General features: G+C 63.3%; 25 protein-coding genes. 14 read left to right on the top strand and 11 right to left on the bottom strand.

Annotated elements, in window-relative coordinates:
- Positions 1-114: 114 nt before the first annotated feature.
- From HNP47_RS12465 to HNP47_RS12445, 5 genes are all read left to right on the top strand, one after another.
- The gene (locus HNP47_RS12465) at positions 115-804 is read left to right on the top strand and encodes an HNH endonuclease signature motif containing protein (protein ID WP_197019703.1); all 690 of its coding nucleotides are present in this window, start codon (positions 115-117) and stop codon (positions 802-804) included.
- A gap of 168 nt (positions 805-972) precedes the next feature.
- Positions 973-2,223: a DUF6035 family protein gene (locus HNP47_RS12460; RefSeq protein ID WP_035306109.1), complete on the top strand. Its 1,251-nt coding sequence runs from the start codon at positions 973-975 to the stop codon at positions 2,221-2,223.
- A 260-nt stretch (positions 2,224-2,483) separates the two neighbouring features.
- On the top strand, positions 2,484-2,948 hold the full coding sequence (locus HNP47_RS12455) for a DUF6932 family protein (RefSeq protein ID WP_035306160.1): 465 nt from the start codon (positions 2,484-2,486) through the stop codon (positions 2,946-2,948).
- Positions 2,948-4,207, top strand: a complete 1,260-nt coding sequence (locus HNP47_RS12450; RefSeq protein ID WP_035306112.1) for an XRE family transcriptional regulator — start codon at positions 2,948-2,950, stop codon at positions 4,205-4,207. Before HNP47_RS12455 ends, HNP47_RS12450 begins: the two co-directional genes overlap by 1 nt.
- A 7-nt stretch (positions 4,208-4,214) precedes the next feature.
- Positions 4,215-5,300, top strand: coding sequence for a beta family protein (locus HNP47_RS12445; RefSeq protein WP_035306113.1), 1,086 nt, complete (start codon positions 4,215-4,217; stop codon positions 5,298-5,300).
- Here HNP47_RS12445 and HNP47_RS12440 read toward each other — a convergent pair.
- On the bottom strand, positions 5,257-5,898 hold the full coding sequence (locus HNP47_RS12440; protein ID WP_146756758.1) for a sce7726 family protein: 642 nt from the start codon (positions 5,896-5,898) through the stop codon (positions 5,257-5,259). The two genes, HNP47_RS12445 and HNP47_RS12440, sit on opposite strands and share 44 nt — an antisense overlap.
- 13 nt (positions 5,899-5,911) lie before the next feature.
- Here HNP47_RS12440 and HNP47_RS12435 point away from each other — a divergent pair, with 13 nt between their 5' ends.
- Genes HNP47_RS12435 through HNP47_RS12425 form a run of 3 tightly spaced genes read left to right on the top strand, consistent with a single transcriptional unit; the run spans position 5,912 to position 8,425 of the window.
- Entirely contained in the window at positions 5,912-6,610 is a 699-nt protein-coding gene (locus HNP47_RS12435) for a hypothetical protein (RefSeq protein ID WP_197019704.1), read from the top strand.
- Complete coding sequence (locus tag HNP47_RS12430; RefSeq protein WP_035306114.1) at positions 6,607-7,374, top strand: hypothetical protein; 768 nt, start codon at positions 6,607-6,609, stop codon at positions 7,372-7,374. The genes HNP47_RS12435 and HNP47_RS12430 overlap by 4 nt, the downstream gene beginning before the upstream one ends.
- 7 nt (positions 7,375-7,381) lie before the next feature.
- Complete coding sequence (locus HNP47_RS12425; RefSeq protein WP_035306163.1) at positions 7,382-8,425, top strand: hypothetical protein; 1,044 nt, start codon at positions 7,382-7,384, stop codon at positions 8,423-8,425.
- Between the two features lie 71 nt (positions 8,426-8,496).
- On the opposite strand, the gene HNP47_RS12420 is transcribed toward HNP47_RS12425, so the two are convergent.
- From HNP47_RS12420 to HNP47_RS12390, 7 genes are all read right to left on the bottom strand, one after another.
- On the bottom strand, positions 8,497-9,873 hold the full coding sequence (locus HNP47_RS12420) for a hypothetical protein (protein WP_146756759.1): 1,377 nt from the start codon (positions 9,871-9,873) through the stop codon (positions 8,497-8,499).
- Between the two features lie 3 nt (positions 9,874-9,876).
- Positions 9,877-10,728, bottom strand: coding sequence for a hypothetical protein (locus HNP47_RS12415; RefSeq protein WP_184279839.1), 852 nt, complete (start codon positions 10,726-10,728; stop codon positions 9,877-9,879).
- Positions 10,725-11,723 carry a type II toxin-antitoxin system HipA family toxin gene (locus tag HNP47_RS12410; protein WP_231492452.1) on the bottom strand — a complete coding sequence of 333 codons (999 nt, stop codon included), beginning with the start codon at positions 11,721-11,723 and terminating at the stop codon, positions 10,725-10,727. Before HNP47_RS12410 ends, HNP47_RS12415 begins: the two co-directional genes overlap by 4 nt.
- Before the next feature lie 241 nt (positions 11,724-11,964).
- On the bottom strand, positions 11,965-12,300 hold the full coding sequence (locus HNP47_RS12405; RefSeq protein ID WP_035306118.1) for a helix-turn-helix domain-containing protein: 336 nt from the start codon (positions 12,298-12,300) through the stop codon (positions 11,965-11,967).
- A gap of 76 nt (positions 12,301-12,376) precedes the next feature.
- Positions 12,377-12,928: a hypothetical protein gene (locus HNP47_RS12400; protein WP_184279838.1), complete on the bottom strand. Its 552-nt coding sequence runs from the start codon at positions 12,926-12,928 to the stop codon at positions 12,377-12,379.
- A 200-nt stretch (positions 12,929-13,128) separates the two neighbouring features.
- Positions 13,129-14,061 carry a hypothetical protein gene (locus tag HNP47_RS12395; protein WP_035306121.1) on the bottom strand — a complete coding sequence of 311 codons (933 nt, stop codon included), beginning with the start codon at positions 14,059-14,061 and terminating at the stop codon, positions 13,129-13,131.
- 12 nt (positions 14,062-14,073) lie between these two features.
- Positions 14,074-14,400, bottom strand: a complete 327-nt coding sequence (locus tag HNP47_RS12390) for a hypothetical protein (protein WP_035306123.1) — start codon at positions 14,398-14,400, stop codon at positions 14,074-14,076.
- Positions 14,401-14,590: 190 nt separating this feature from the next.
- Between HNP47_RS12390 and HNP47_RS12385 the strand changes: the two genes are divergently transcribed.
- Both HNP47_RS12385 and HNP47_RS12380 read left to right on the top strand, forming a co-directional pair.
- Entirely contained in the window at positions 14,591-15,463 is an 873-nt protein-coding gene (locus HNP47_RS12385) for a DUF2726 domain-containing protein (RefSeq protein WP_052004753.1), read from the top strand.
- A 24-nt stretch (positions 15,464-15,487) separates the two neighbouring features.
- On the top strand, positions 15,488-16,306 hold the full coding sequence (locus tag HNP47_RS12380; RefSeq protein ID WP_052004755.1) for a hypothetical protein: 819 nt from the start codon (positions 15,488-15,490) through the stop codon (positions 16,304-16,306).
- A 128-nt stretch (positions 16,307-16,434) separates the two neighbouring features.
- Here the strand turns inward: HNP47_RS12380 and HNP47_RS12375 are convergent, their stop codons facing one another.
- Positions 16,435-17,727, bottom strand: a complete 1,293-nt coding sequence (locus tag HNP47_RS12375) for a site-specific integrase (RefSeq protein WP_035306125.1) — start codon at positions 17,725-17,727, stop codon at positions 16,435-16,437.
- A gap of 292 nt (positions 17,728-18,019) precedes the next feature.
- The gene (locus HNP47_RS12370; protein ID WP_184279837.1) at positions 18,020-18,484 is read right to left on the bottom strand and encodes a DUF3429 domain-containing protein; all 465 of its coding nucleotides are present in this window, start codon (positions 18,482-18,484) and stop codon (positions 18,020-18,022) included.
- Between the two features lie 95 nt (positions 18,485-18,579).
- Between HNP47_RS12370 and HNP47_RS12365 the strand changes: the two genes are divergently transcribed.
- The 4 genes from HNP47_RS12365 to HNP47_RS12355 all read left to right on the top strand — a co-directional run bounded on the left by HNP47_RS12365 (position 18,580) and on the right by HNP47_RS12355 (position 21,310).
- Positions 18,580-18,936, top strand: coding sequence for a DUF393 domain-containing protein (locus tag HNP47_RS12365; RefSeq protein WP_184279836.1), 357 nt, complete (start codon positions 18,580-18,582; stop codon positions 18,934-18,936).
- Between the two features lie 12 nt (positions 18,937-18,948).
- The gene (locus HNP47_RS12360; protein WP_311770077.1) at positions 18,949-20,250 is read left to right on the top strand and encodes a cryptochrome/photolyase family protein; all 1,302 of its coding nucleotides are present in this window, start codon (positions 18,949-18,951) and stop codon (positions 20,248-20,250) included.
- The gene (locus HNP47_RS16540; RefSeq protein ID WP_311770076.1) at positions 20,247-20,486 is read left to right on the top strand and encodes a hypothetical protein; all 240 of its coding nucleotides are present in this window, start codon (positions 20,247-20,249) and stop codon (positions 20,484-20,486) included. Before HNP47_RS12360 ends, HNP47_RS16540 begins: the two co-directional genes overlap by 4 nt.
- 68 nt (positions 20,487-20,554) lie before the next feature.
- Positions 20,555-21,310, top strand: a complete 756-nt coding sequence (locus HNP47_RS12355; RefSeq protein WP_039244085.1) for a M48 family metallopeptidase — start codon at positions 20,555-20,557, stop codon at positions 21,308-21,310.
- On the opposite strand, the gene HNP47_RS12350 is transcribed toward HNP47_RS12355, so the two are convergent.
- The gene (locus HNP47_RS12350; protein ID WP_184279835.1) at positions 21,311-21,574 is read right to left on the bottom strand and encodes a hypothetical protein; all 264 of its coding nucleotides are present in this window, start codon (positions 21,572-21,574) and stop codon (positions 21,311-21,313) included.
- Positions 21,575-21,605: the final 31 nt, after the last annotated feature.

Raw genomic sequence — 21,605 nt, 5'->3', positions numbered from 1 at the left:
AAGTTCGGTCGAGCCGTTTGCTGGCGCGCGTCGCGCGAGATGAGGCCGTCGGAAACGACGATCAAAAGGCTCTTCGCGACGTCGGGGAATCTCTGCGCCTTTCCAAGGTGCGACTTGCCCATCGTCGAAGCCGTGGGGACGATCACCGGCGAAATCTGCCATATCCGGGCGCGAAATGAGGGCGGCCCCCGCTTCGACGTCACCCAGAGCGAGGACGAACGGCAGGGCTTCGAAAACCTGGTTCTGCTATGCCGTCGACACCATAAAATGGTGGATGCCGAACCCGATGTCTATTCCGTAGAGGCGCTCGAGGAGATCAAGCGGATCCGAGAAGGTGATATGGGACGGCCCGAACAGGCTACCGATGCTTTCTATGCGAAGATCCTCCTCGGCGACCTTCGGCGCATCGAGGTGACCAACAATAGTGGCAACGTCGTCATCGACAGCCCCGGCGCGATCATAGCCAAAACCGTCAATGTGAAGACCACCCGTAACACGGTAAAGATTCAGCCCGCGGCGGGCACGATCGGGGCCGATCTCAAGGCGAGCCGGTATACTCAGCACCTGATCAGCCGATACAATGAATTCGCGAGCGCCGATAAAACGCGCGACACGAAGTTCAGTTACGAGGCTATTTCCAAGAATATTGAAGCGAACTTCAGAGGCCCCTGGAGGATGCTGGCGATCGAGGACTTCGACGCCCTGTGCGTCTATCTTCAGCAGAGGATCAGCCGAACGCGCATCGCCAAGTCAAACGCGGCTAAAGGGATGAAGGCCTTCTCCAGCTTCGAGGACTATACCTAAAGGGCGAGCTGAGCGACGATGCGGCACGGCGAGACGCATTGGCGCCGATGTGACCGCACCTCTGCCGAAGGCGGACTTTAGCTTTACCAGCCGACTCACCAAGTCACGACCGATACTGGCGCACCGACTGTGTGCAATCCTTCCTGATTCGGAGTTGGCGGGACGGAAATGGCCCAGAAACCTCAGCGCATCATCGAGGTGGCGGTGATCGACAAGGTCGGTCCGATCACGGCCGAGCGGCTGATGGCGATGTCCGAGGCTGAGTGGGGCCTGCTGAGGCAACGCATTACCGACGCTCGGCGAGGACGGGATCACCGATCCATTGCCGCCTGTCTTCGTTGCGGCGGCGCCGTCTTCATCAAGGCGCGCGCCTTCCGTCAAAAACGGCTTCCCTATTTCGCCCACTTCAAGGGCGCCGTTGCCGCCTGTCCTTGGTTTACCGGCGATACCCAGGACCCCGATAGCCTGAAGGCGGGCCAGTACCACGGTCACCAGGAAAGCCCGGCGCACCGGCTGATCTGCGAGCAGATCGCCCAACTTGCCAAACAGGATCCAAGCTGCACGCGGGTGGCAGTAGACACCTATCTTGCACCTACCGCCGGCGGCCATGGCCGATACCCGGACGTACTCGTGACGTATACTAACGGCCGCACGGTCGCCTTCGAGATCCAGTTGTCCAACACCTTCCAGACGGAGATTTCCGACCGGTCACTGCATTACAGGCGCGAAGGGGTCGGTTTGATCTGGGTTCTGTTGGGGCACGAACTCCAGTCGGGCGATCTGCCGCAGTCGTTCCGTGACGTAATCCTCCGCCATCGGGACAACGCCTTCGTGCTCGATCAGGCGGCCATAGAGACGTCTCTAGCCGCTCGACGCCTGATGCTAACCTGCTTCCTGCGGAAGTCGGACGGCAGCTTCGGCGACGAGAGACAGGTCGCTGTCAATGATCTCACTTTTCCTGAAACCGGCTGGCCCTACTATGAGGATCGGGTCACGCCGAGTTTGCTGGCGCGAGGGGAGGCCGTGCGCGCGCCTTGGAAGGTGGCGCTGCAGGCCCGCACTGATTTCTCCTACTCGGAGCTCACGACGCCGGCGTTCATTGCGGCCAACAGCGATCTGTGTGCGCGCGTGCCCGGTCTGGCGCTTTGGCAGCATCAAAACCTCGATCGTTGGCAATTTGCGCACTTCATCGCGGTGATGTTCTCGACACTTCGCTACGCCGCGGGGCGTTCAAGAACTACGCTTCCCGACAGCCGAACATCCAGGCGATGCTCAACAGCAAGTTGTCGGGACACCCCCTCATGCCCTTCGCGCCGGTTCTTCAAACGGTGCTCGCCCGAACCTCGGCAGGCCCCCTGCTCGAGGGCACCGTCGGCGTGCACCTCCGAAGGGCACTCGAGTTGGGCGAGGGCAATCTAGTGCTAGAGGCGCATGCGATCTGGCCGGCGATTCACGTCTTGCTGCCAGAAGTTTTCGATGGGGCGCTGCGGCTACAGCTGGAGACTCTTGGCGCCCTTCCGGCCTGGGCGAAGTCGAGCACCGACCATCTGGCTTATTCTTACGAATGATCCCGCCGGCCGGACGCCAAGCAGGCGTCGCCAAGGCTGTTCCGCACACACCTCCGCGCACACCGTTCACCCGACTGGACAATACATGCACACAACGATATTGTTGTGTTCATGATCCCTTCCCTTATTGATCCGGGCTTTGGCGCGCCTTGGGCGGTTCTGCCTTCGGGCGTCCACGAGACGACGCTGGAGGAGGTTGCCGCCCGGTTCGCCACCACGCCACACCGACAGTGGTTGTTCGGTGGTTTTCAACGGGCGGTGGAGGCGCTCCGGCTCGCCGGATGCCGTGCCGTCTACCTCGATGGCAGCTTCACCACAGCGAAAGACCACCCCGGTGATTTCGACGGCTGCTGGGATCATGCGGGGATGGACTTTTCCTTGCTTGACCCCGTTCTCCAGAACTTCGCCGGCAAGCGCGAGGCTCAAAAAGCCAAATATCTCGGCGAGATGTTTCCGGCCTTCGCCCCGAACGGCGCGACGGGCACCTTCCTCGATTTCTTCCAGATCGAGAAACATTCGGGCCAGCCCAAAGGCATTTTGCGGCTGACGCTCGCGACCTCGAAAGGGGCGTTGTAATGATCACGAACGAAAGACAGTACCGGTCCACGTGCGCGGCGCTGGACCAGCTGAAAGCCTCGGCGGGCGCGCCGGCGGCCACCAACGTCGATCCCGCGTTCGCCGTCATCGCGCGCGGTGCGCTCCAAAGCCAAGTGGCGGAACTCGAAGCCGATGTCGCCCTTTACGAGGCCCTGAAGTCAGGAGCGCAGACGACGTTCTCGGCCGCACGCCTTGCCGATCTCCCCGAGACGCTCATCCGCGCACGGATCGCGAGAGGCATGAGCCAGAAGGATCTCGCGGATTTTCTGGGGCTGAAGGAACAACAGGTCCAGCGATACGAAGCCGAACGCTATCGATCCGCGAGCCTTGAGCGTTTGATCGAGGTCTCCGATGCGCTCGACGTGCGCATCGAGAACCGTGCGTCGCTCGCCGGGAACGGGAGCCTGGAGTCGGTCGATCCCACCGCCTGGCAGGCTTTCCCTCTGGCCGAGATGTACAAGCGCGGTTGGTTCGAAGACTTCTCCGGAACGCTGACGCAGGCGCGCAAGTCCGCCGACCACCTCGTGCCGGCCTTCCTGCGGAGTGGCTCGGCCCGATTCGTCCCTGCCGGCTTGCACCGGAAGTCTGTGCGGTCGAACGGCGCTGTGCACGAACCGGCGATCGCGGCATGGGAAGCGCGTGTGCGACAGCTGGCCGCCCGAAACCCGCCGACGGCAACCTTCGATCCCGCCTTGATCGATGATGCCTGGATCGCTGCCCTCGTCGCCCTGACCCTGGATGCCGACGGCCCACTGAAGGCCGTCGACCACCTGCGCCAGATCGGCATCGCCTTCGTTGTCGAACGGCATCTACCCGGAACCCTGCTGGACGGCGCAGCCATGGGCTCGTTCGACGGCTACGGGCTGATCGGCCTGACGCTCCGCCATGACCGGCTGGACAATTTCTGGTTCACGCTTTTGCACGAGATCGGACACCTCAAGCTCCACATCGGCCCGGAAGCCTTTGCCGCCATCTTCGACGACACGGAGAGCCCGTCGGACGAGCGCCACGAAGAGGAGGCAGACGGCTTTGCACGGAACGCGCTGCTGCCTGTGGCTCAATGGGATCTCGCGGTGTCACGGTTCTCGCGCACGGAGAAAGCAGTGCTGACTGACGCCAAACGCTTCGGCGTCGGCCCAGCGGTCATCGCCGGCCGGGTTCGTCGCGAGGCTGGCGACTACACTGTTCTCCGTTCTCTCGTCGGCGCCGGGGAAGTGCGCCGCCAATTTGGTCTTTGAGGTTCAAATGGCGATCGCCCCGACCCAGTATGTCCCCCTCCTGCGCTGGCGGATGGGCGAGTATCAGGCCCTGTTCAAACTCGCGGCCGGACTGAAGCCGGCGGTCGTTCCTCTAATCGAGGTCCTGCCGCCGGACTTCGATTTCGAGCAATGGCGGCCGAAGAAGGAGATCGACGACCACCTCGGTGGTTTCGCGGCCAAGCTGGAAAAGAAGTGGAGCGATCGTCCCGCGCTCATCGACGGCCGCCAGTTGGCCCCTGCGACCCGCATGGCGGACGGCCGGCACACGATGACGTTCCTGTTCGATGAGGCCCGCAAGCTTGGGGCCTCGTTGACGCCGGTCATCAACCTCGAGAGCGACGCTGCCTACCGGAAGGCGGTCCACGACATCGATGCTATCGACATGAACGGCGCGGTCCTGCGGTGCACGCTCGAGGAGGCGCTCGATCCAGACTTTGACGATCATGTTGATGCCTTGCTCAAAGCCTTGGCGATCGACATTGCCCAACTCGACATCGTACTGGATCTGGGGGCGCCAGCCTATTCGCCCCAAGGCCCGCTTGTGGGCGTCATACGCGCCGCCCTGAACGGCGCGAGAATGCTGTCCGCGCGTAGCGTTGTCGTTATGGCGGCGTCCTTCCCCGAGACGATGACCGAGCTCAAACTCCCGATCCAGACCGTGTCGCGCGAAGAGTGGCGGCTTTACGCAGCCTTGGTGACGGCCCAGTCGCCCCAGGAACGACGTCCGTCCTTTGGCGACTATGCGGTCGCGGCGGTTAAATTCGCCCAAGGGGATATGCGATTTATGCGGGGATCCCCGAACGTACGCTATGCGGTGTCGGACGGCGGCTGGCTGGTCGCGCGCTCCAAACGCAAGAAGGGCGAGACTAACCAGGCCTACCCCGGCCTATGCGGTCTGATCCTAAGCTCGGGTCAGTACCACGGCGCAACGTTCTCGGAAGGCAGCGCCTATATCGAGGATTGTCACGCTGGCGCCGCCAAGCGCGGCAACCCCACGGTCTGGAAGTGGGTGGCGACCAACCACCATATCACTGTGGTCTTGGACGATCTCGCCAAACTGCCCGCGCCTTGAGCGTTTCCCTGACCCGCGCGCCTAGCACGCGTCGCGGCAAGGCGGAGGCGAGAATAGGATACAGAGCATCGCGAGGTGCTCTGAGCGTGCGCTCCGGGTGCCCGAGATCGCGTAGCATTTGAACGATCTCCGGGCGCCACAGCAAGCGCGCGAGTGTCACCGGATCGATAGAGCGGTTGACCTTTTCGTCACGGATTCGCCTAAGCGCGACTTCACCGTTGGCGCACCGTCGCGCTAGCACGACCCCCCACCAGTCGGGCACGAGGAGCCGAGCCGCGTCGAGGTGACGTTCGGCCACGATGAGAGAGGCCTTATCGACGACTTCGCCATAAGCGCTGACTTGGAACGGAAGGCGGGCCAGGGTATCCGCTTCGGCCTTGATCTCTAGCCCGCGGATGTGGCCGTTGATCACGGCGATATCGATCCGGCAGGATCCGTGATCGAGACCGAGTTCATCGATCACGAGCGTATCAGCGCTGCGCATCGCGGAGCCGAGCATACGTGCATAGACTGCACGCCGTACGTCTCCATCTTTGAACAGGGTTGCCATACCCCGGCATAGCTCTCGGGAATTGCTCAGGGCAAGCGGTTTGGCCATGCCAGCAAAGTCGTTGATCGACGCGACCGAACGAACTCAGGGCGACAAGGGGCGAAAAATGCTAGTCAAGGATCAGTTGCCGCGCATCTTCCAGGCCAACCTTGCGCGACTGTTTGAGCGGGTGGTCCAGCCCGCGATGGAGGCGCTGCCGGTTCATTCGTCGCTCGAAAGCGGCGAGGCGGCGACGATGGATCAATTTCTCGTTCGCGCTGCGGCCCAGGTCGACAACTACACCGCCAATGAGGCGGCGAAGGCGTTCACGCTGATCCTCGCTGCGACCTTCGAGCGTCAACTGAGTATATGGGCGCGAGCGGTCCATCGCGATGACGCGACGGACATGCCCAAGGCGCGGGGTTTCCGGGAGCTCCTGGCGATCTGCGCCGAGCGCGCCGGGATAGACGTCGGGCACGGCGGGTTGGGTGCTGATCTGACCGAGATGTTCGTGGTCGCCAACGTCGTGCGTCATGGCGAAGGTTCGTCGTGCGAAGAACTGAAGACGATCGCGCCGGCGCTATGGGACGAGGCCGCCAACGACTATCACGATCTCCTGGCAGGGCTGCCGATTGCGAGCGAACATCTCAGAATCCGCGCGAGCGACCTCGTTTGCTATATCCGGGCGACAACGCGTTTCTGGGGCTTGGCTGACACTCTTCCGATGGCGGTGATCGATCCGCCCTATCGGTTCGCGACAACGGGCGGGGAAACAACGTGACGGACGCCGACGAATTTGACGATCAGCCGCGTTATCGCGATGTCGCTGAGATCGGCACGAGTGAGCTCCACGAAGCGCTGATGAGCTTGGCCGGCTTTGCCGCCAACCCTTACCTAGCCATGCAGGCGAGCCAGCTTTGCCTCGTCGATAATTCGCTCAACGCGCTGGAGCACGAGGTCATGCGCCACCAGTTCGATGACGAGCCGCCGCGAGGGAAGATCGCGTTGCTGGGCGCGCTCTCGCCCATGTGGATCTACGCGGCCTACGAGCTGTTGCGGACATGGCGCCAGCGCTGTGAAGACGTCATCAAGCTCGCCGAGAATTCAGGAATCGGCCTCAAGGCCGCCCATCTCGAACGAGACCTAGGATACCGCCACTACGATCGCGAGCTGCGCGCGCAGCAACTGCGTGATGCCCAGGAGCGGCCCGAACTGGTTGAGCAGATGCGCCTCGACCTGCGGCGGACGGAGATGGGCTTCACTACGCTCGAATTCATCCGCGTCGCGCTCGCCAAGCACGAGGTGAGCAAGAAGGGGAACAAGAAGCCCATTGCGTTCGCGCCGGGCCTTGCCCGCCCCAACCGCTGGTGCGGCTCGATGGAGTATGAGCTGAGCAATGGCGGCGCGATCATCAGAAACGTCACGCGCCGCGACATTGCCGAAACCATTCGGTTCATCCCCGAGGCGGAAAATCCGAGCGACGCTGATCTGGTCGGCTTCCAAGCCTATATGAACCCGCCGGATGTCGAGCCGCCGGCGGGATGACGGGGTTGTGAGCGACCAGCCGCCGCCAGAGCGACCAAAGACCAAAGCCTTCGACCTGCTCGCGTCGGTAGCCGCATTTGCGCGCGAACACTGTATCGCGCTGAACGACCCGTCATTGGTCGAACGCTTTGTCGCCGACGCAACGCCAAAGCTGGAGGAGGCGTTGGCGGACCCGACGCTAATTCATGGCTCGCGAACCGAGCGCCTGTTTGAAGCAACGGTGCTTAGCCTGGGCCACTTTCGATTGCTCAAGACCGAGGATGTTGGCCGCGTCCATGCCGCCGACACCTGCCGCGCGCCGGATTTCCGAGTGGTGCTGGACGACGGCGAGCAGTGGCTCGTCGAGGTCAAGAACGTCCGAAGCAAGGAGCCCTTCAAGCAGAAAACGCAAATGACGGCTGCGTATCTGGCCTCGCTCCAGACCTACGCGGACATGGTTGGCGCGCCGTTGAAGCTGGCGATATTCTGGTCGCTCTGGAACATCTGGACGGTCATCTCTCCGGATCGCTTCCGCCGTCCGAACGGCGGTCTCCGCGTCACGATGAAGGATGCGGTGATCGCCAACGAGTCCGGAAGGCTCGGCGAGGTGATCATCATGACCAAGGCCCCGCTGCGCCTGGTGCTCGGGGCGTCGACCGATATGCCGCGTTCGCTGAGCGCGGAGGGGCTGGCCAACTTCATCATCGGGTCGGCGAAACTCTATAGCGGCGACGTCGAGCTGACGGATCCTAGGGACCGCAAGCTTGCGGAAGTGCTTCTGCTCTACGGGGAGTGGTCCATTGAGGGGCCGCTTGCAGTCACCGACGGCGGCGAGTTCGCGGGTGTCGAGTTTGTCGCGAACCCAGAGGAATCGTCCAATCAGGGCTGGGAAGGTATAGGCTGGGCCAGCCGCATTTTTAGCCGCTACTATGCTGCGCAGACGATAGACGGTGACCAGGTCATCCAGCTCCATGGAGAGGCGGCCCCGGAATGGTTCGCGCCACTTTCGGATTGGGATTTCAAGAACAGCAAGCTGCCGCTCTTGCTGGGGCGGGTTCAGGCGCCTGGATGACCAGGTGCGCGGCGATCCGGAGCTGCCTGTCTGATTCTGCTTCGTGCGTGGGCCTCCTGAGCGCCTGCGTTCTAATCCAGTTCGTCGTCGACCGGCTGTTCCAGCGGTGGCAGCACCCAGCCGTCGGACTGTAGGAAGGTGAGAACGTCTTCGTATTTGTCGGCACGGCGCACGCGGCGAACGTGTTGGTAGAATCGATTGCGCGCGTCAGGGGTCGGCCGATCAGCGGGCGCCGCGTCGCGGAGCACGCCGAGCAGAAGCGTATCCGTTTCGGACGCATCCCAGTTCTGCCCGTTGTCGATGATGGCATCGAGGAGTTGGTCAAGCTGTTGGCCGTTGAGGCGGCCGGCGAACGGCGTGATGAGATCGCTGAAGTTCACCTCTGATCCGCGCCAGCTGCCAGAAGCCTGATACAGATCGACCGCCCGAGGCCAGAGGTCGGCGAGCGGCTGAGAGGCGATTGCGGCGACCAAATTTTCCCGATTGAGGCCGGCGATCAGCGGCAGTAGCGCGGCGCGGAATTGTGGGACAGTCACGCCTGCCAGAATGCGGTAGTCAGCGAGCGCCGCGGGGTCGGCGTTGTCGATGGTCGCTTGAAGGGCCGTCCGAGTCGGCTCCTGAAGCTGCGGCCAGAAATCCGGAAAAGCGGCGATGAACGCGATGGCGCGAGGGCGGTTCGCCGGCTCGAGGTTGTCTATGAGCCTGACGATCGCCAGCGATATATCCGGCCAGGCCTCAGCGGCGCGTTCGCGCACCGCGACCAGCGAGGGGATTATCTTGCGATGGAGCGGCTCCCATTGCGCGGGCACGCCCTTGAGAATGGATTTTGCGAGCACCGTGCCGAAGTTGCGGACGTTCTGAGCGCGGACGCGCGCCAGGTAGCGCTGGTCGACATAGTCCAGGATGCGCGCGTATTCCGTTGGAAAGCCGGGCGACTGCACGTCGATGTCGTACAGCTCGAAGATCGCTTTGCCTTGCAAGGGCTCCTGCGACAGAACAAGATCGACCGCATTGACGAGGTGAAGCCGCACCAGCTCGGGCGACGGCGCGAAGAGATCCGCCTCGGCCGAGAAGGCCGGGTGCGCGCAAAGATGTCTATCTTCGCGCAGGCGCTCCAGATGCGTTCGGGCGATGCGATTGACGACCTGAGTGTTGGCCGTTGCGTCTTCGAGGATGCCTCCCTCAAGCTGAAGCAGCTTGGGGATATCGCCTGTGACGGTCGCGTTGTCCCACGCCTGAAGAAATGCCGTGGCGGCCGCATCGCCCATAGCGCTCAGCTCGCGATACTTGGCGATCAGGTCGTAGACCAGGGCGACCCAGGCTGAGGTGAGTGCGCCACGCAGCGCGCCGGCCTTGTAGGCTTTCACCGCATCAAGAAAATACACCTTCGACTGCGGATGCCGAATTCGGGTGATGAGGATGTCGAGATCAACAAATCCAGTGTCCACGGTTCAGACCCCTCCAATTATGTGTCGGTCCCCGCCGAGCGGGATGATCCAGCCACCAGCGCGGTCCGGTCGGGCGACCGCGAGCGGTCGCGGAAAGGTCTGGCGTGTGAGCGTGCGCAGCGCCTGTGCGAGTTCGGCATGGCCAAGGGGCTCGATCAGGTTGGCGACATGCAGGCGGAGCAGCCCGATGAACGGGGCGTCCTTGTCTTGCGGATCAATGGGAACGCCCTCGTCGATGGGATCGCGAACCGACAGGTGAGCATCAGCGGGATTGGAATTGGCCACGCCCCAACGGGTGGCGACCGCGATCCGCTTTACGGTGACCTTTTGGCCTTTGACCGTCACGTCGATGCGCCCGGCTTGTGTCCAGGCGCGCGCGAGTGCTTTCGCGGGGCCTCCCGGGTCGTGACAGCTCTTGGCCTCCGCGATCGTGAGCGAGGTCAGATCGGATTTGCATGCGATCCAGTCAGGGAGGTCGCCTCGGGCGAGGCGCTTGATCCTGGCCTGCTTGCGGCGATCGAGATCGATCACTTGGTTGCCGAGATGGGCGAAAACGGAGAGGTCAAAATATCGTTCGAGATAAGCGCGGGCGACGAACCGCCCGAACAGGCCCGACAACGCGACCTTCACTTCGCGCGCCTGGCCCAGCGGCTGCCTGAAGAGGAAGGATGTGCCCGCGCCGGTCGGGGCGAGGAGAGCATCCAGGATCGACCAGGCGCCATAGGCTGCGCCCGGCGTCTGGAGCACTTCGCGGATGCCGGCGTCTTCGATGTCGGAGACGTCCAGCGCGATGGTCGCGCCCGGGAACGGGTCCAGTGATGGCGGCGTGAAGTTGTAGATGAAGGTTCGGGTCATAGCGCCAGCGCCCGCTTGAGATCATCGTGCTCGAAGGCGCTGGCCATCCGGGTAATTTCGGCGGAGCGGGCGCCGACGGCCTTGGCGGTGTCACGCCACGTCGCGGTCACGGTCGCGACCTCTTTGATGATGGCGCGGGCCTGCTGCAGCGTGAGGCCGAAGAACTCCGAAGCCGCCTCAAGCAGGTCGAGCGAGCAAGTGCCCTCATCGAGGTCGATGTTGGTCGTCAGCACACGCGCCTTGAGGTCGGTGGGCACAGGGTTGAGGTCGTAAGCGGGAGAGAGGGACCATCCCGTCTTGCCGAGCCAAAGGAAGCCATGGTTGCGCAGGTGATCATCGACATTGGAAATCAGCACGTTGAGGACGACCCGCCGATAGAGGGCATGAGCGTCGGTCTTCCCCTGAGCGCCATGTTGCGTAAGCGCGTCGACGATCTCCGGGTAGCTGCCGCGCTCGCCGTCCTTGGCGCCCATCATCGCCATGGCTGACAGGAAAGGCGTGCGGATCGGGCCGGCGCGATCGAAGCGCCGCGACAGCATCACCGCCTTGCCGGCGACCTCAATGAGTTCATGGTGAGGGGTGGTGATGCCCGCCTGGCCAGCCAGTCGGAGCGCGATCTCTTCCCACGTCTCTATGCTGTATTCGTCGGTCTCCTTCGGAAATTTGGCGATGGAGAGGTGTCCGTGCTGGTCGATGACCGACGCTTTGGGCCGGGCCCCGCCCAGGGAAGAGCCGGGGGCGAAGATGAGTTGAAGGTCCTCGTCCGTTTCCTCGTCGCGGAGGACCCGTTCGGTGATCTGGAGCAGCCGCCCGAGTTCGATCAGGGCGGGGACGCCGGCGCGGATCGGGGCCTGGAACATATCTTCGCCCGCCCAACGAAATCTGAGGGCCCCCAGGCGGGTCTCGTCGGCGACGCCGAGCAGGTAATCGCTTTCCGCAAGGGTGCGAACGGCGCGGCCTTCGCGTTCGGCAAGGCGGCGTTCGGCCCGTTGCATAAGACGTCGCCCCCATGTGTCGGGCGCTGAGTCTCCGATGGAGCCGAAAGTCGCCAGTCCGGCAGGAGGGGCGAAGGCACCGCGGGTCAGGGCAAGGGCAGGCTCTAGCGAGAACCGGTCTGGATCGGCGAGCCACGCGCCATCATATTCGAAAAGGATGGTCTCCGTGCCTCGAACGCGATTGCTCCTCGCCAGGCCGATAGGGCGCGTGCGTCCATCCAGGTCGAGATGTACCTCAAAGTCAGTCATCGCGAGATGATCCGCCTGTTCGCTTGAGATGGACGCGCTTGGGCAGTTCCGCGCTGGCCAGCGCTTGTCCGACCGGGTCGTTGCCGATGTCGGCGATCTGGCCCAGACCGTCGAGCAGGCCGAGCGCCTGAAGGACGCCAGCATAGATGCCGATGCTGACATTGGTGTCGCCAGCCTCGATCTTCTGCAGGGTCGAACGGGACGTGAAGGCGCGCTCCGCGACGACGGCCATTGGCAGCCGCCGACGCCGACGGGCGTCGTGGATGTCCGCGCCGAGCTTTCGCATGACGCGCCGCACGGCGGCGGGAGGCGTATGTGGTGTAGGCATTTGACACCTTCGCACTACGGATTGGCCTAATATGTAGTACGAAGCTTACAATTTATCTACCCCTCGCAGAGAGCGCCTAGCGGGCTTGCTTAACTGCTTTCATGGTGCTCAAGGCGACCGAGAGGCTCAGACCCATGTCCAGGCACAACTTGAAGAACTCTTCCGAAGCCTGATGGGCCTCCAGACCGTATTGACGCACGAGTTTGCGGGCGTGTTTGCCAAGCGGGATAGCGTCGCTGAGCGAGACCCACTCGGGATTGCCGGCTTGTTCCTCGAAATCGAGAATAAGCGCTTCCGGCAAGTCGGCGCCGAGCAATATGTAGCGAAGGTGCTTGATGAAATTCGGGTGCGTATAGATGTCTTCGCCCCGGCAGTTATTGCGTTCGAACCCGCCCTTTCTCGACGCTTTGATCCGGCCGGGATTGTATTCGACATCGTTCCAGTAGCGGACCCTCTGGGGCGGCACGCCGTCTCGCTCGCTGAGCGAAGCCAGGAGGGCGAGAATGGGTTCGGCATTCGCGTTGTAGGCGGCATGGGCTTCATCGTGATTGCGATGAGACAGGCGCAGGTCGATCTTGGAGACCAGCGCTTCTTCGGCCTCGGTTAGGGCTATGCGGTACTTATCCATGCGATCCTTTCATCTGTCTTCAGCAGGGGATGACCAAACAATGCCGCCAAGGCTGATGGCAGCGAAACCGGCGGTGCAGGCGCCCGCACGTCAGAATGTCACGAGATAGGCGGGGTAGAACAACTCAACGGGCCCAAGCACATGCCTGTCCTTGAGGACGCTGGCGCGCCCTGCGCGTACTTCAGGGCCGCACGGCTTTTTCACCAGGAATGTTGCGGGAGCGGTGCAAGGTCAGCGGCAAGGAGCAATCGATTCAAGGTTGTGACCACGCGACGCCGCTTGTCTTCCAAAGCCTGTTGAACCGCGAAGTTCGGGATCATCAGCCAGTCATTGTGCTGGCTTACATCGCCGTTTCGCTCGGCTCTCAGCAAGGTGGTCCTGAAGTCGTTCAGCTCACCGGCGAGAGCCTCAGCTCCAAGACGAAGATCGTCATCGTTGAGCGTGCGAACCCCACCAATAGCCCGTTGCACCCGTCTCCCCTCCCTGTCGAGAAGATCACCGGTCGCGAGAAGGCGCTGAGTGTCGATTAGGGCCTGTTTGAAATTGTCGGCATGCTCGCAGCTCAACGGGTCGCGAAACGCAGGACGATCAAAAGCGACCGCGAAAAGCCCGAGCAGTTTCTGATCGCGCTCGGGCGCCGTGAGCCCCTGGGCGACGGTCCGATAATATTCATCCTGCAGCCGTGCATCGCGATTCAGGACCGCGTCATAGTCGCCCCAGGACCAGGTCAGGACACCGAACTTTCCAACCTTCTTGCGGGCAGCCGCCATGGCGGCCGCCTTGTTCTGGATTGCCCGGTCCGGCTTGGCCGTCGTCGCGAGAATAAACAGGTCCAGTTTCGCCGGATGGCTCTCGGCGCGCCGGACAGCGTCCGTCAACGCCTTGACCGTGATGGCCCCGCCAGCCAGAAGCACATTGTCCGCGTCGCGCTCATCGCGCTGTTTGCACTGGATGCCGATTGTGCGGCCATCTTCCGCCTGAACGAGCACGTCGAGTCCGTTCTGGCTCTGGCCCTGCCGCCCGACCTTCTGCGGCGTCGGGTCGCCGAACACGACACGGGCCGCGCCTACGGTCAGGTCTTCGAACTGCTGCCAATAGGCGGGCGGAGCGTGCCCCTGTGTAAGATCAGGCATGGGGCGTCCTTATCAGCGCAAGCGGGCGATGTTTGCGACGTAGCCGCCCAGAGAGGTTGGCTGCGTGACCTTGCCCCAGTACCGGGCGCTCGCGCTTGACACCTTTCGGAGGATCAGGAGGTCGAGATCAGAATCGAGGCCGGCGACCACCGCCTTGCCGACCACGTCGATGTCATCATCGGCTTCGAACAGAATGAACGAGGTCGTCTCGTCCCAGTAGCCCGAGTCGAAGACCTGGACGGCCGCATAGATCGACTGGCGGCGAAGAGACTCGACGCCTTTCGCTGCAGAACGTTCAGTCGCGACCATGAAGCTCAGCCAATAGTTTGCAGTGGCCATGTGCGGCACCCCCATCCCGTCGAAAACTCGACCATCGGAGATATGGATACGGCAAAGCTAGGCCGCAATCGCGGGTGGCCGTATCGCGCGACTACCGCGCAACGGTCGCGCACAGGAGGATCAATCCCTTTGTGCGGTTCGCCCTATGTTCTCGCCGTGCTAGGGCTGACGCGTCAACCCGGAGCCGGCCGTGAAACGCCTTTTCGATCATTACGAGCAGATGACCCACAACGCGGTCAAGCCGGTCGCCGACCGATTCGGCCTGTCCATTTTTCCGAAAGTTCGGGTCGCGGACGTGATTGATCCCGACGAGGTCGGGGCAACCGGCGACCTCAAGACCTACGCGCTAAAAGCGCACTTCGATTTTGTGATCTGTCGCAATGACTGTGACCCGGTCTACGCGATCGAGTTCGACGGAGCGTCGCACCGAAGTGTCCGCCAGCGGGAGCGAGACGCCAAGAAGGACGAGCTCTGCAAGCGAGATAACCTGCCGATCCTTCGGATTCACAGCGAGCATCTAACTACTGGCTACAGCCATCTCACTTTGCTTGGCTGGCTGGTCGAAGTGGCCGAGATGAAGGTGGCGTTCGACGCGGAGCAAGAAGCAGGGCGGATTTCTTGGGAAGAGGATTTCGACCCGTTTTTCCTTATGAGCATTGAGCCGGGCGAGCCGAAGTTTCCTTACTGGATCTCCGGGTTGCCGCGGGTGCGCATCGAGCGGCTGCACAAGCGCGGCCTGATCCACCATCCGTGCGGATCCGGCTTCTTTGGTCTGACGGACGACAAGCTTTATCGAGGCGCAGAACTGATCGCCGTCACCCCGACGGTCGGAATCCTGCTCAAGGGCGCGATGCGCGATCAGAACTTCCCGGCGCCCTTTGGCGACCTCCTGAGTGAAATTCTGTCCGTCAAGTTGGCCGACCGTGTCCAGCACTGGGTTCAGAGCGGCGAGGGCGGCAAACCGATGGAGGCTGTTTATGCGGAAGCCCGCGACCTGATGGGGGGCCTCCAGCTCCGAGGGAGTCATTCCTGCGGCGACGTCACAGATCGGTGGCACCTGTGACATTGTTTTCCGGAAAGGGCGAGCATGCAGTTCCGTCATGAGGCCCGTCAGGCACTTGCGCGGGCGAAGGCGCTGCTGGCCCAAGGTGACGACCAGGCGCTACGCTATGCCGCCTTGGAACTGCGCCTGACGCTCGAGGCGATCGCTTACGACCGGCTGCACGACTACAGGCGAGATGTCCCGCCCAGCGTCTATGAGACGTGGCAGCCACCTAAGGTTCTGAGGCTGCTTCTTGAAATCGACCCTCGGGCCGATACTCCACAGACCGTCAAGATCGCCCGCAACCTGGCTCCCGGAGTGGATGACGCGCGCGCCGCTGTCTTCTTCGAGCAGCCCATCCGCCAAGCGACGTTGAAGGACAATTACGGCGCCATTGGGAGCTACCTGCACTTCCCGACCCTGAAGCAGCTAAATGAAAAGGGCGGCCCCGATTTCGAAAAGTTGCGGCGGCGATGCGAAGCCTTGGTTGAGGAACTCGATCCTGTCGTCACGCCAGCGAAGACCTCCTTCATTATGGGGACCTTCTCTCACTGCCCGTGCTTCAGATGTGGCGAGGACATGCGCAAACGCTTGCCGCGCGACGAAGCAGGTCAGTTTCCTGCAAAATGCGTAGCCTGCGGCGCTGACCATCTCGTCTTCTTCGAGGAGGACGGGGAGGGAAAATGGACAACGAAAGCCTTTCCAGCGCCATGCGCACACGAGAATTGCGACGGTATCCATCGGATTTTTCCCGACGAGATCCGCCAGGGTTTCCAATGGACCTGTGACGCGTGCGGCCGCGATAGCGTGTTCGACTTCGCGATATGCCCAGTTCTTCCGCCCGAGACATCCAGCCAATGCTGAAGGGTCGGATTGATCGAAATTGCAGGTTTATTGGTCGGCCTATTGGGGCGCCCTGAGTGTCGTAACTTGCGGCCTGTCAAACTCGGATTGGATCCTTATGGCATACCTGCCCATCAGAGAGACGCTTGCTAAGTCACCTTAGGACTGAAGCGCTCGCCAATCCGTTCCGCAAGCGCCCGAACTGGGTCATCGCTCAAATGGGCGTACCGTTCTGTAGCGCGGCTGTTGGCGTGTCCCAGCGCCTTGCCGATCATCGGGAGGCTGGCCCCGTCAGCCAAGGCGAAGCTTGCGAAACTGTGGCGCAGGTCGTGGATGCGCACGCCTTCCAGCTTGGCTTTGGGGAGCACCTTGTCGCGCCAGATCTTGGACTCGGACGTCGCATATCCGTTGTCGCCCTTGGTGGCCGGGAAGACGAACTGGCTTCGCCCGCGCGTCTTGTAGAGACGCTGCAGGATTCCGAAGGCCATGTCGTTGAGCGAGATCCGACGATCCCCCGTGCGCCCACCGGCCTTGGTGCGGCTCGGCGGCAGCACGAGCCGGCGCCGGTCGAAGTCGACCTCCGTCCAGCGCAGACCAGCGATCTCGTTGCGCCGCGCACCCGTCAGAAGCAGAAGCCGATAGACCGCGCCCTGCCGTTCGGAGATCGTCGCATCCGCTTCCAGAGCGTCGAGCGCGGCGATCAGGTCCTGGGCCTGGGACTCGGACAGGAAGCGCTCGACCGCCGGTCGGCGCTTGCGTTCGACCTTCGCGCAGGGGTTCGGGCCGGCGAAATGGCCCTTATCGATCGCCCAGTTGAAGGTCGCCCGCAGGGTGGAATAGGTGCGGTCAGCGATGCCTGCTCCGCCCTTCACGATGGATCGACCACGAAATTTGGTCTTTACATCCTTGGCGGTCTTCCCGGCCGTGATCGATCGGATCATCCCGGTGATGTGGTCGCGGGTGACCGTATCAAGCGCCATCTTCCCAAGCAGGGGCGCGACGTGGCGCTCGAGGTTGGTCCGGTCCATGGCCCATGACGAATCCCGTTTGGTCGGTTTGTCGTCCGGCCCTTTCTCCAGATACAACTCGACCAGGCCTTTGACGGTGAGGCCCTCGATGCGCCTGCGGGCTTCTCCGGGATCGATGCCGCGCCGCGCATCGACCACCACCGACGCCGCCTCCTTGCGAGCCCGATCCGCCGTGAGCTTGTCCGGCCCATCCCCATGCTCGCCAAGCGTCAGCCAGCGCTGGATCCCGCGGACCCGATATTTGATGGCGAACATCCTTCGGACAGGCTTGGCGGCATGGCCCTGTCGGGTTTCGGTCCCGGGATAGATCCGGAGGCAGAAGCCTGCGATCTCGCTGTCCCAAATTCGACCCTCGCCGCTCTCCGGAACGGGCGCGCTCTCAACCACGCGCTTGGTGAGTTTTTGCTTCGTCATGGCGATGGAAATCTACGCTCATTTCCGAGCCACCGCTACCACTCCGCTACCAACTCAAGTGAAACCGGGCGAAACGCTCCGTAACCGGATAAACAAGAAAACCTAGTTAAAACAACATACAAAACTGATTTTTGGAACGTGCTGAAAAGCCCGGAAATGCTGATCCCCAACATTGCCAAGGTTGGGGTCGAGAGTTCGAATCTCTTCGCCCGCTCCAAGTCGAGACGAATAAAATCAGGGGCCTGTCGGTTGCGGCAGGCCCCGATTTTTTTGCCCGCCGCCTGAGATGTTTTCAGATCAGTCCGGCGACGAGCGTCAGCACGCCCAGACCGATCGACAGCGGCGCCCGCAGCGCCAGCCAGCCCTCGGGCGTCAGTCCCGCCGCCTTCAGCTTCAGATCGACCAGGACGCTGGCGGCGATGAAGACGCCCAGCACGACCAGCGACACGGCCGGATCGGAACCCGCCGCCCAAACGACGCTGGTCGCCAGCGCGAGAAGCGAGGGCGCCACAGAGGCGATCCAGACCCATCTAGGCGCCTTCATGCCCGTCGCGGCCGCTAGTCCCCACCAGACGCCGCCCAGGAAGCTGAAGATCAGGGCGGCGTAGGCATAGGCCAGGCCGAGGGCGGTGGTCTTCTGGTCCGCATTGCCTGCAAGAAGAACGGCGACTGCCGCCGCCTGGGGCAGCAGGCCGGCGAAACCCAGGATGCGGGCGAGCGGCGGCAAGCGATGTCGGCCGGTGGATTCAATCGTCATCGGACACCTGTCGAGGCGGGTTGCGATCCAGACTGTAGAGGACGGCCGTATAGGATGGCGAGCCCGTTCGCCGTCGCCGAGAGCCTTCGACCGTCATGACACCCTTGCTCGTCTGGTATGATGGCGGCTGTCCCCTGTGCCGACGCGAGATCGCCCTGATGCGTCGGCTGGATCGACGCGGCGCGATCCGCTTCGTCGATGTGTCGGACGGTCAAACGACGTGCCCGCTGGATCGCGAGGCGCTGTTGGCGCGATTCCATGCGACGGAAAACGGAAGACTGCTGTCGGGTGCGGCGGCCTTTGCGGCGATGTGGCGGGCTATTCCGCTGTTGCGCCCACTGGGCCTGGCCGCACGCATCCCCCGGGTCCTTGCGGCGTTGGAGAAGGCGTACCGGGTGTTTCTGCGCCTGCGTCCTCGACTTCAATCTCTCGCTCGCAAATGGGCCCGGTGATGGGAATAACGCATGTCCGTGCTTAGGCTGGTGCTGGGCGATCAGCTGTCGGACGACCTGTCGGCGCTGAAGGATCTGAACCCGGACGCCGACACGGTTCTGATGGCCGAGGTTCGCGACGAGGCGACTTATGTCCGGCATCACAAGCAGAAGCTGGCCCTGGTCTTCGCCGCCATGCGCAATCACGCCGAGCGGCTGAAGGGGCGGGGCGTCAATGTGCGCTATGTGCGGATCGACGACGCGGACAACAGCGGCTCGATCACCGGCGAACTGGCCCGGGCGCTGGACGACGGCGCTCATGAAACGGTGGTGATGACCGAATGCGGCGAGTGGCGGCTGGCCGAGCATCTGGCCGCCTTTGCGCAAGGGGCGGGGCTGCCGGTCGAGATTCGCGAGGATCGCCGCTTCATCAGCAGCCACGACCGTTTTCGTCGCTGGGCCTCGGGCAAGTCGCAGCTGCGCATGGAGTTCTTCTATCGCGAGATGCGCCGCGCGACGGGCATCCTGATGGACGACGATCAGCCGGAGGGCGGGCGCTGGAACTATGACGCCGAGAACCGCAAGAAGCTGGCCAAGGGCGTGACGCCGCCTGATCGCCTGCGCACCCCGCCCAACGCCGTGGCGCGCGAGGCGATGGCGGATGTGGAGCGGCTGTTCGGCGACCATTTCGGATCGCTGGACGGGTTCGGCTGGGCCACGACGGCGGACGAAGCGGAGACGACGCTGAAGCACTTCCTGAAGGATGTCCTGCCCTCATTCGGGGACTGGCAGGATGCGATGGCGGAGGGGCAGCCGTGGATGTGGCATGGGCTGATCTCGACCTCGATCAACCTGGGCCTGCTGGACCCGCTGGATGTCTGCGAGCGCGCCGAGGCGGTCTATCGGGCGGGCAAGGCGCCCCTGAACGCGGTTGAGGGCGTCATCCGGCAAATCCTGGGGTGGCGCGAGTTCGTGCGGGGAATCTACTGGCTGAAGGCGCCGGAGTACCGGGCGCGCAATTTCCTGGATGCGGACCGCAAGCTGCCCTGGTTCTACTGGTCCGGCGAGACCGACATGGCCTGCGTCGCCGATGTCGTGAAGACCACGCGAGACAACGCCTACGCTCACCACATCCAGCGGCTGATGGTGACGGGCAACCTGGCCCTGCTGCTGGGCGTGCATCCCGATCAGGTCGATGACTGGTACATGTGCGTCTATGCCGACGCCTATGAATGGGTGGAGATGCCCAATACGCGCGGCATGGCCCTGTTCGCCGACGGGGGCATCGTGGGGTCCAAGCCCTATGCCGCCTCCGGGCCTATATCGACCGGATGAGCGATTATTGCGGGGCGTGTCGCTATGACGTGAAGAGCAAGAGCGGCGACGCGGCCTGTCCGTTCAACCGGCTGTACTGGGGCTTTCTGGAGCGCAATCGCGGCCGGCTGCGTGACAATGTGCGGCTGGCCATGCCCTACCGCACGCTGGAGAAGTTCGGTGAGGCCAAGCGCAAGGCCCTGGCGGCCGAGGCGGAGGCGTGCCGGACCCTGCTGGGCGCGACGCCGATCGAGTGACGGTGGAACCACAAGCGCAGCGCGACCATTTGCCTTGCTGTTTCGTCCTGCTCGAAGAGGTCGCTTCCGTGATCCTGCCCCGCCGTTCCGCCCTTGTCCTGGCCGCCGCCGTTGCGGCCTCGGCCCTGTCCGCCTGCGCCTATAACGAGGCCCTGGGCCGCAATCAGCTGCTGCTGGTGGACAACGCCGCCCTGTCGCAGCAGTCGACGGCGGCCTGGCGCGAGGCTATCGCCAAGCCTGGCGTGATGACGACCGGCGCCCAGGTCGACCGGATTCGGCGCGTCGGCGACCGTCTGGTCCAGGCGGCGGGTCTGGGCGGGCGGACCTGGGACTATGCGGTGTTCACGGAGGCCAGCCCCAATGCCTTCGTCCTGCCGTCCGGCCAGATCGGCGTGACGACCAGCCTGTTGGCCCTGGTCCAGAACGACGACCAGCTGGCCAGCGTGATCGGCCACGAGATCGGACACGTCGTCGCCAACCATGCGGCCGAGCGCGCCTCGAACCAGACGGTGACCAGCGTCGGTCTGGCGGCCGTCGGCGGGGCGGCGGGTCGCTATGGGGATGCGGTCAACGCCTATGGCGGTCTGGCCGCCCAATACGGGCTGCTGTTGCCTTATTCGCGGCGCGACGAGCTGGAGGCCGACCGTCTGGGCGTGGACTATATGGCCGGCGCCGGTTTCAAGCCGTCGCAGGCGGTGGCGCTATGGCGATTGATGGCGGCGCAGCGTCAGACCCAGACGCCGCAGTTCGCTTCGACCCACCCTTCGGATGCGACCCGGATCGAGGCGTTGCAGCAATATATCGCCAGCCGCGGCTGGAACTGATCAGACCCGGATGTCGAGGTAGGAGCCGGGGCGCATGATCCGCGGCTCCTCGCGCTGGGCCGGGGCGGGGGGCGCCTCCACCGGCCGGGCCGGGTTGGCGGTTCGGATCGTGGACATGACGGCGGCGGCCGGGACCGGCGGCTTGGGCGCCGCAGTCTGCTCCATTGCAGCGCGGAAGAAGGCCGCCTGGGCGCTGCGGGCGCTCGGCAGATCAAGGCCCGGGGCGGGCGTGTTCAGCGGCAGGCCGGGACGAATCGCGCTCATGCCGACATGGTTAATGGAAACCCTCGAAAAA

Origin of the sequence: Brevundimonas vesicularis (assembly GCF_014204545.1) — a bacterium.
Classification (GTDB): domain Bacteria; phylum Pseudomonadota; class Alphaproteobacteria; order Caulobacterales; family Caulobacteraceae; genus Brevundimonas; species Brevundimonas vesicularis_B.
This window is presented reverse-complemented; position numbering and strand designations above follow the sequence as displayed.

What these genes read in the sequence shown, in the direction of transcription:
- HNP47_RS12360 (WP_311770077.1), top strand. Translation starts at nt 18,949, where the DNA reads ATGTCCGTGCTTAGGCTGGTGCTGGGCGATCAGCTGTCGGACGACCTG.
- HNP47_RS12460 (WP_035306109.1), top strand. Translation starts at nt 973, where the DNA reads ATGGCCCAGAAACCTCAGCGCATCATCGAGGTGGCGGTGATCGACAAG.
- HNP47_RS12450 (WP_035306112.1), top strand. Translation starts at nt 2,948, where the DNA reads ATGATCACGAACGAAAGACAGTACCGGTCCACGTGCGCGGCGCTGGAC.
- HNP47_RS12415 (WP_184279839.1), bottom strand. Translation starts at nt 10,728, where the DNA reads ATGACCCGAACCTTCATCTACAACTTCACGCCGCCATCACTGGACCCG.
- HNP47_RS16540 (WP_311770076.1), top strand. Translation starts at nt 20,247, where the DNA reads ATGAGCGATTATTGCGGGGCGTGTCGCTATGACGTGAAGAGCAAGAGC.
- HNP47_RS12445 (WP_035306113.1), top strand. Translation starts at nt 4,215, where the DNA reads ATGGCGATCGCCCCGACCCAGTATGTCCCCCTCCTGCGCTGGCGGATG.
- HNP47_RS12380 (WP_052004755.1), top strand. Translation starts at nt 15,488, where the DNA reads ATGCAGTTCCGTCATGAGGCCCGTCAGGCACTTGCGCGGGCGAAGGCG.
- HNP47_RS12370 (WP_184279837.1), bottom strand. Translation starts at nt 18,484, where the DNA reads ATGACGATTGAATCCACCGGCCGACATCGCTTGCCGCCGCTCGCCCGC.
- HNP47_RS12410 (WP_231492452.1), bottom strand. Translation starts at nt 11,723, where the DNA reads ATGCAACGGGCCGAACGCCGCCTTGCCGAACGCGAAGGCCGCGCCGTT.
- HNP47_RS12405 (WP_035306118.1), bottom strand. Translation starts at nt 12,300, where the DNA reads ATGCCTACACCACATACGCCTCCCGCCGCCGTGCGGCGCGTCATGCGA.
- HNP47_RS12440 (WP_146756758.1), bottom strand. Translation starts at nt 5,898, where the DNA reads ATGGCCAAACCGCTTGCCCTGAGCAATTCCCGAGAGCTATGCCGGGGT.
- HNP47_RS12375 (WP_035306125.1), bottom strand. Translation starts at nt 17,727, where the DNA reads ATGACGAAGCAAAAACTCACCAAGCGCGTGGTTGAGAGCGCGCCCGTT.
- HNP47_RS12400 (WP_184279838.1), bottom strand. Translation starts at nt 12,928, where the DNA reads ATGGATAAGTACCGCATAGCCCTAACCGAGGCCGAAGAAGCGCTGGTC.
- HNP47_RS12395 (WP_035306121.1), bottom strand. Translation starts at nt 14,061, where the DNA reads ATGCCTGATCTTACACAGGGGCACGCTCCGCCCGCCTATTGGCAGCAG.
- HNP47_RS12350 (WP_184279835.1), bottom strand. Translation starts at nt 21,574, where the DNA reads ATGAGCGCGATTCGTCCCGGCCTGCCGCTGAACACGCCCGCCCCGGGC.
- HNP47_RS12390 (WP_035306123.1), bottom strand. Translation starts at nt 14,400, where the DNA reads ATGGCCACTGCAAACTATTGGCTGAGCTTCATGGTCGCGACTGAACGT.
- HNP47_RS12365 (WP_184279836.1), top strand. Translation starts at nt 18,580, where the DNA reads ATGACACCCTTGCTCGTCTGGTATGATGGCGGCTGTCCCCTGTGCCGA.
- HNP47_RS12455 (WP_035306160.1), top strand. Translation starts at nt 2,484, where the DNA reads ATGATCCCTTCCCTTATTGATCCGGGCTTTGGCGCGCCTTGGGCGGTT.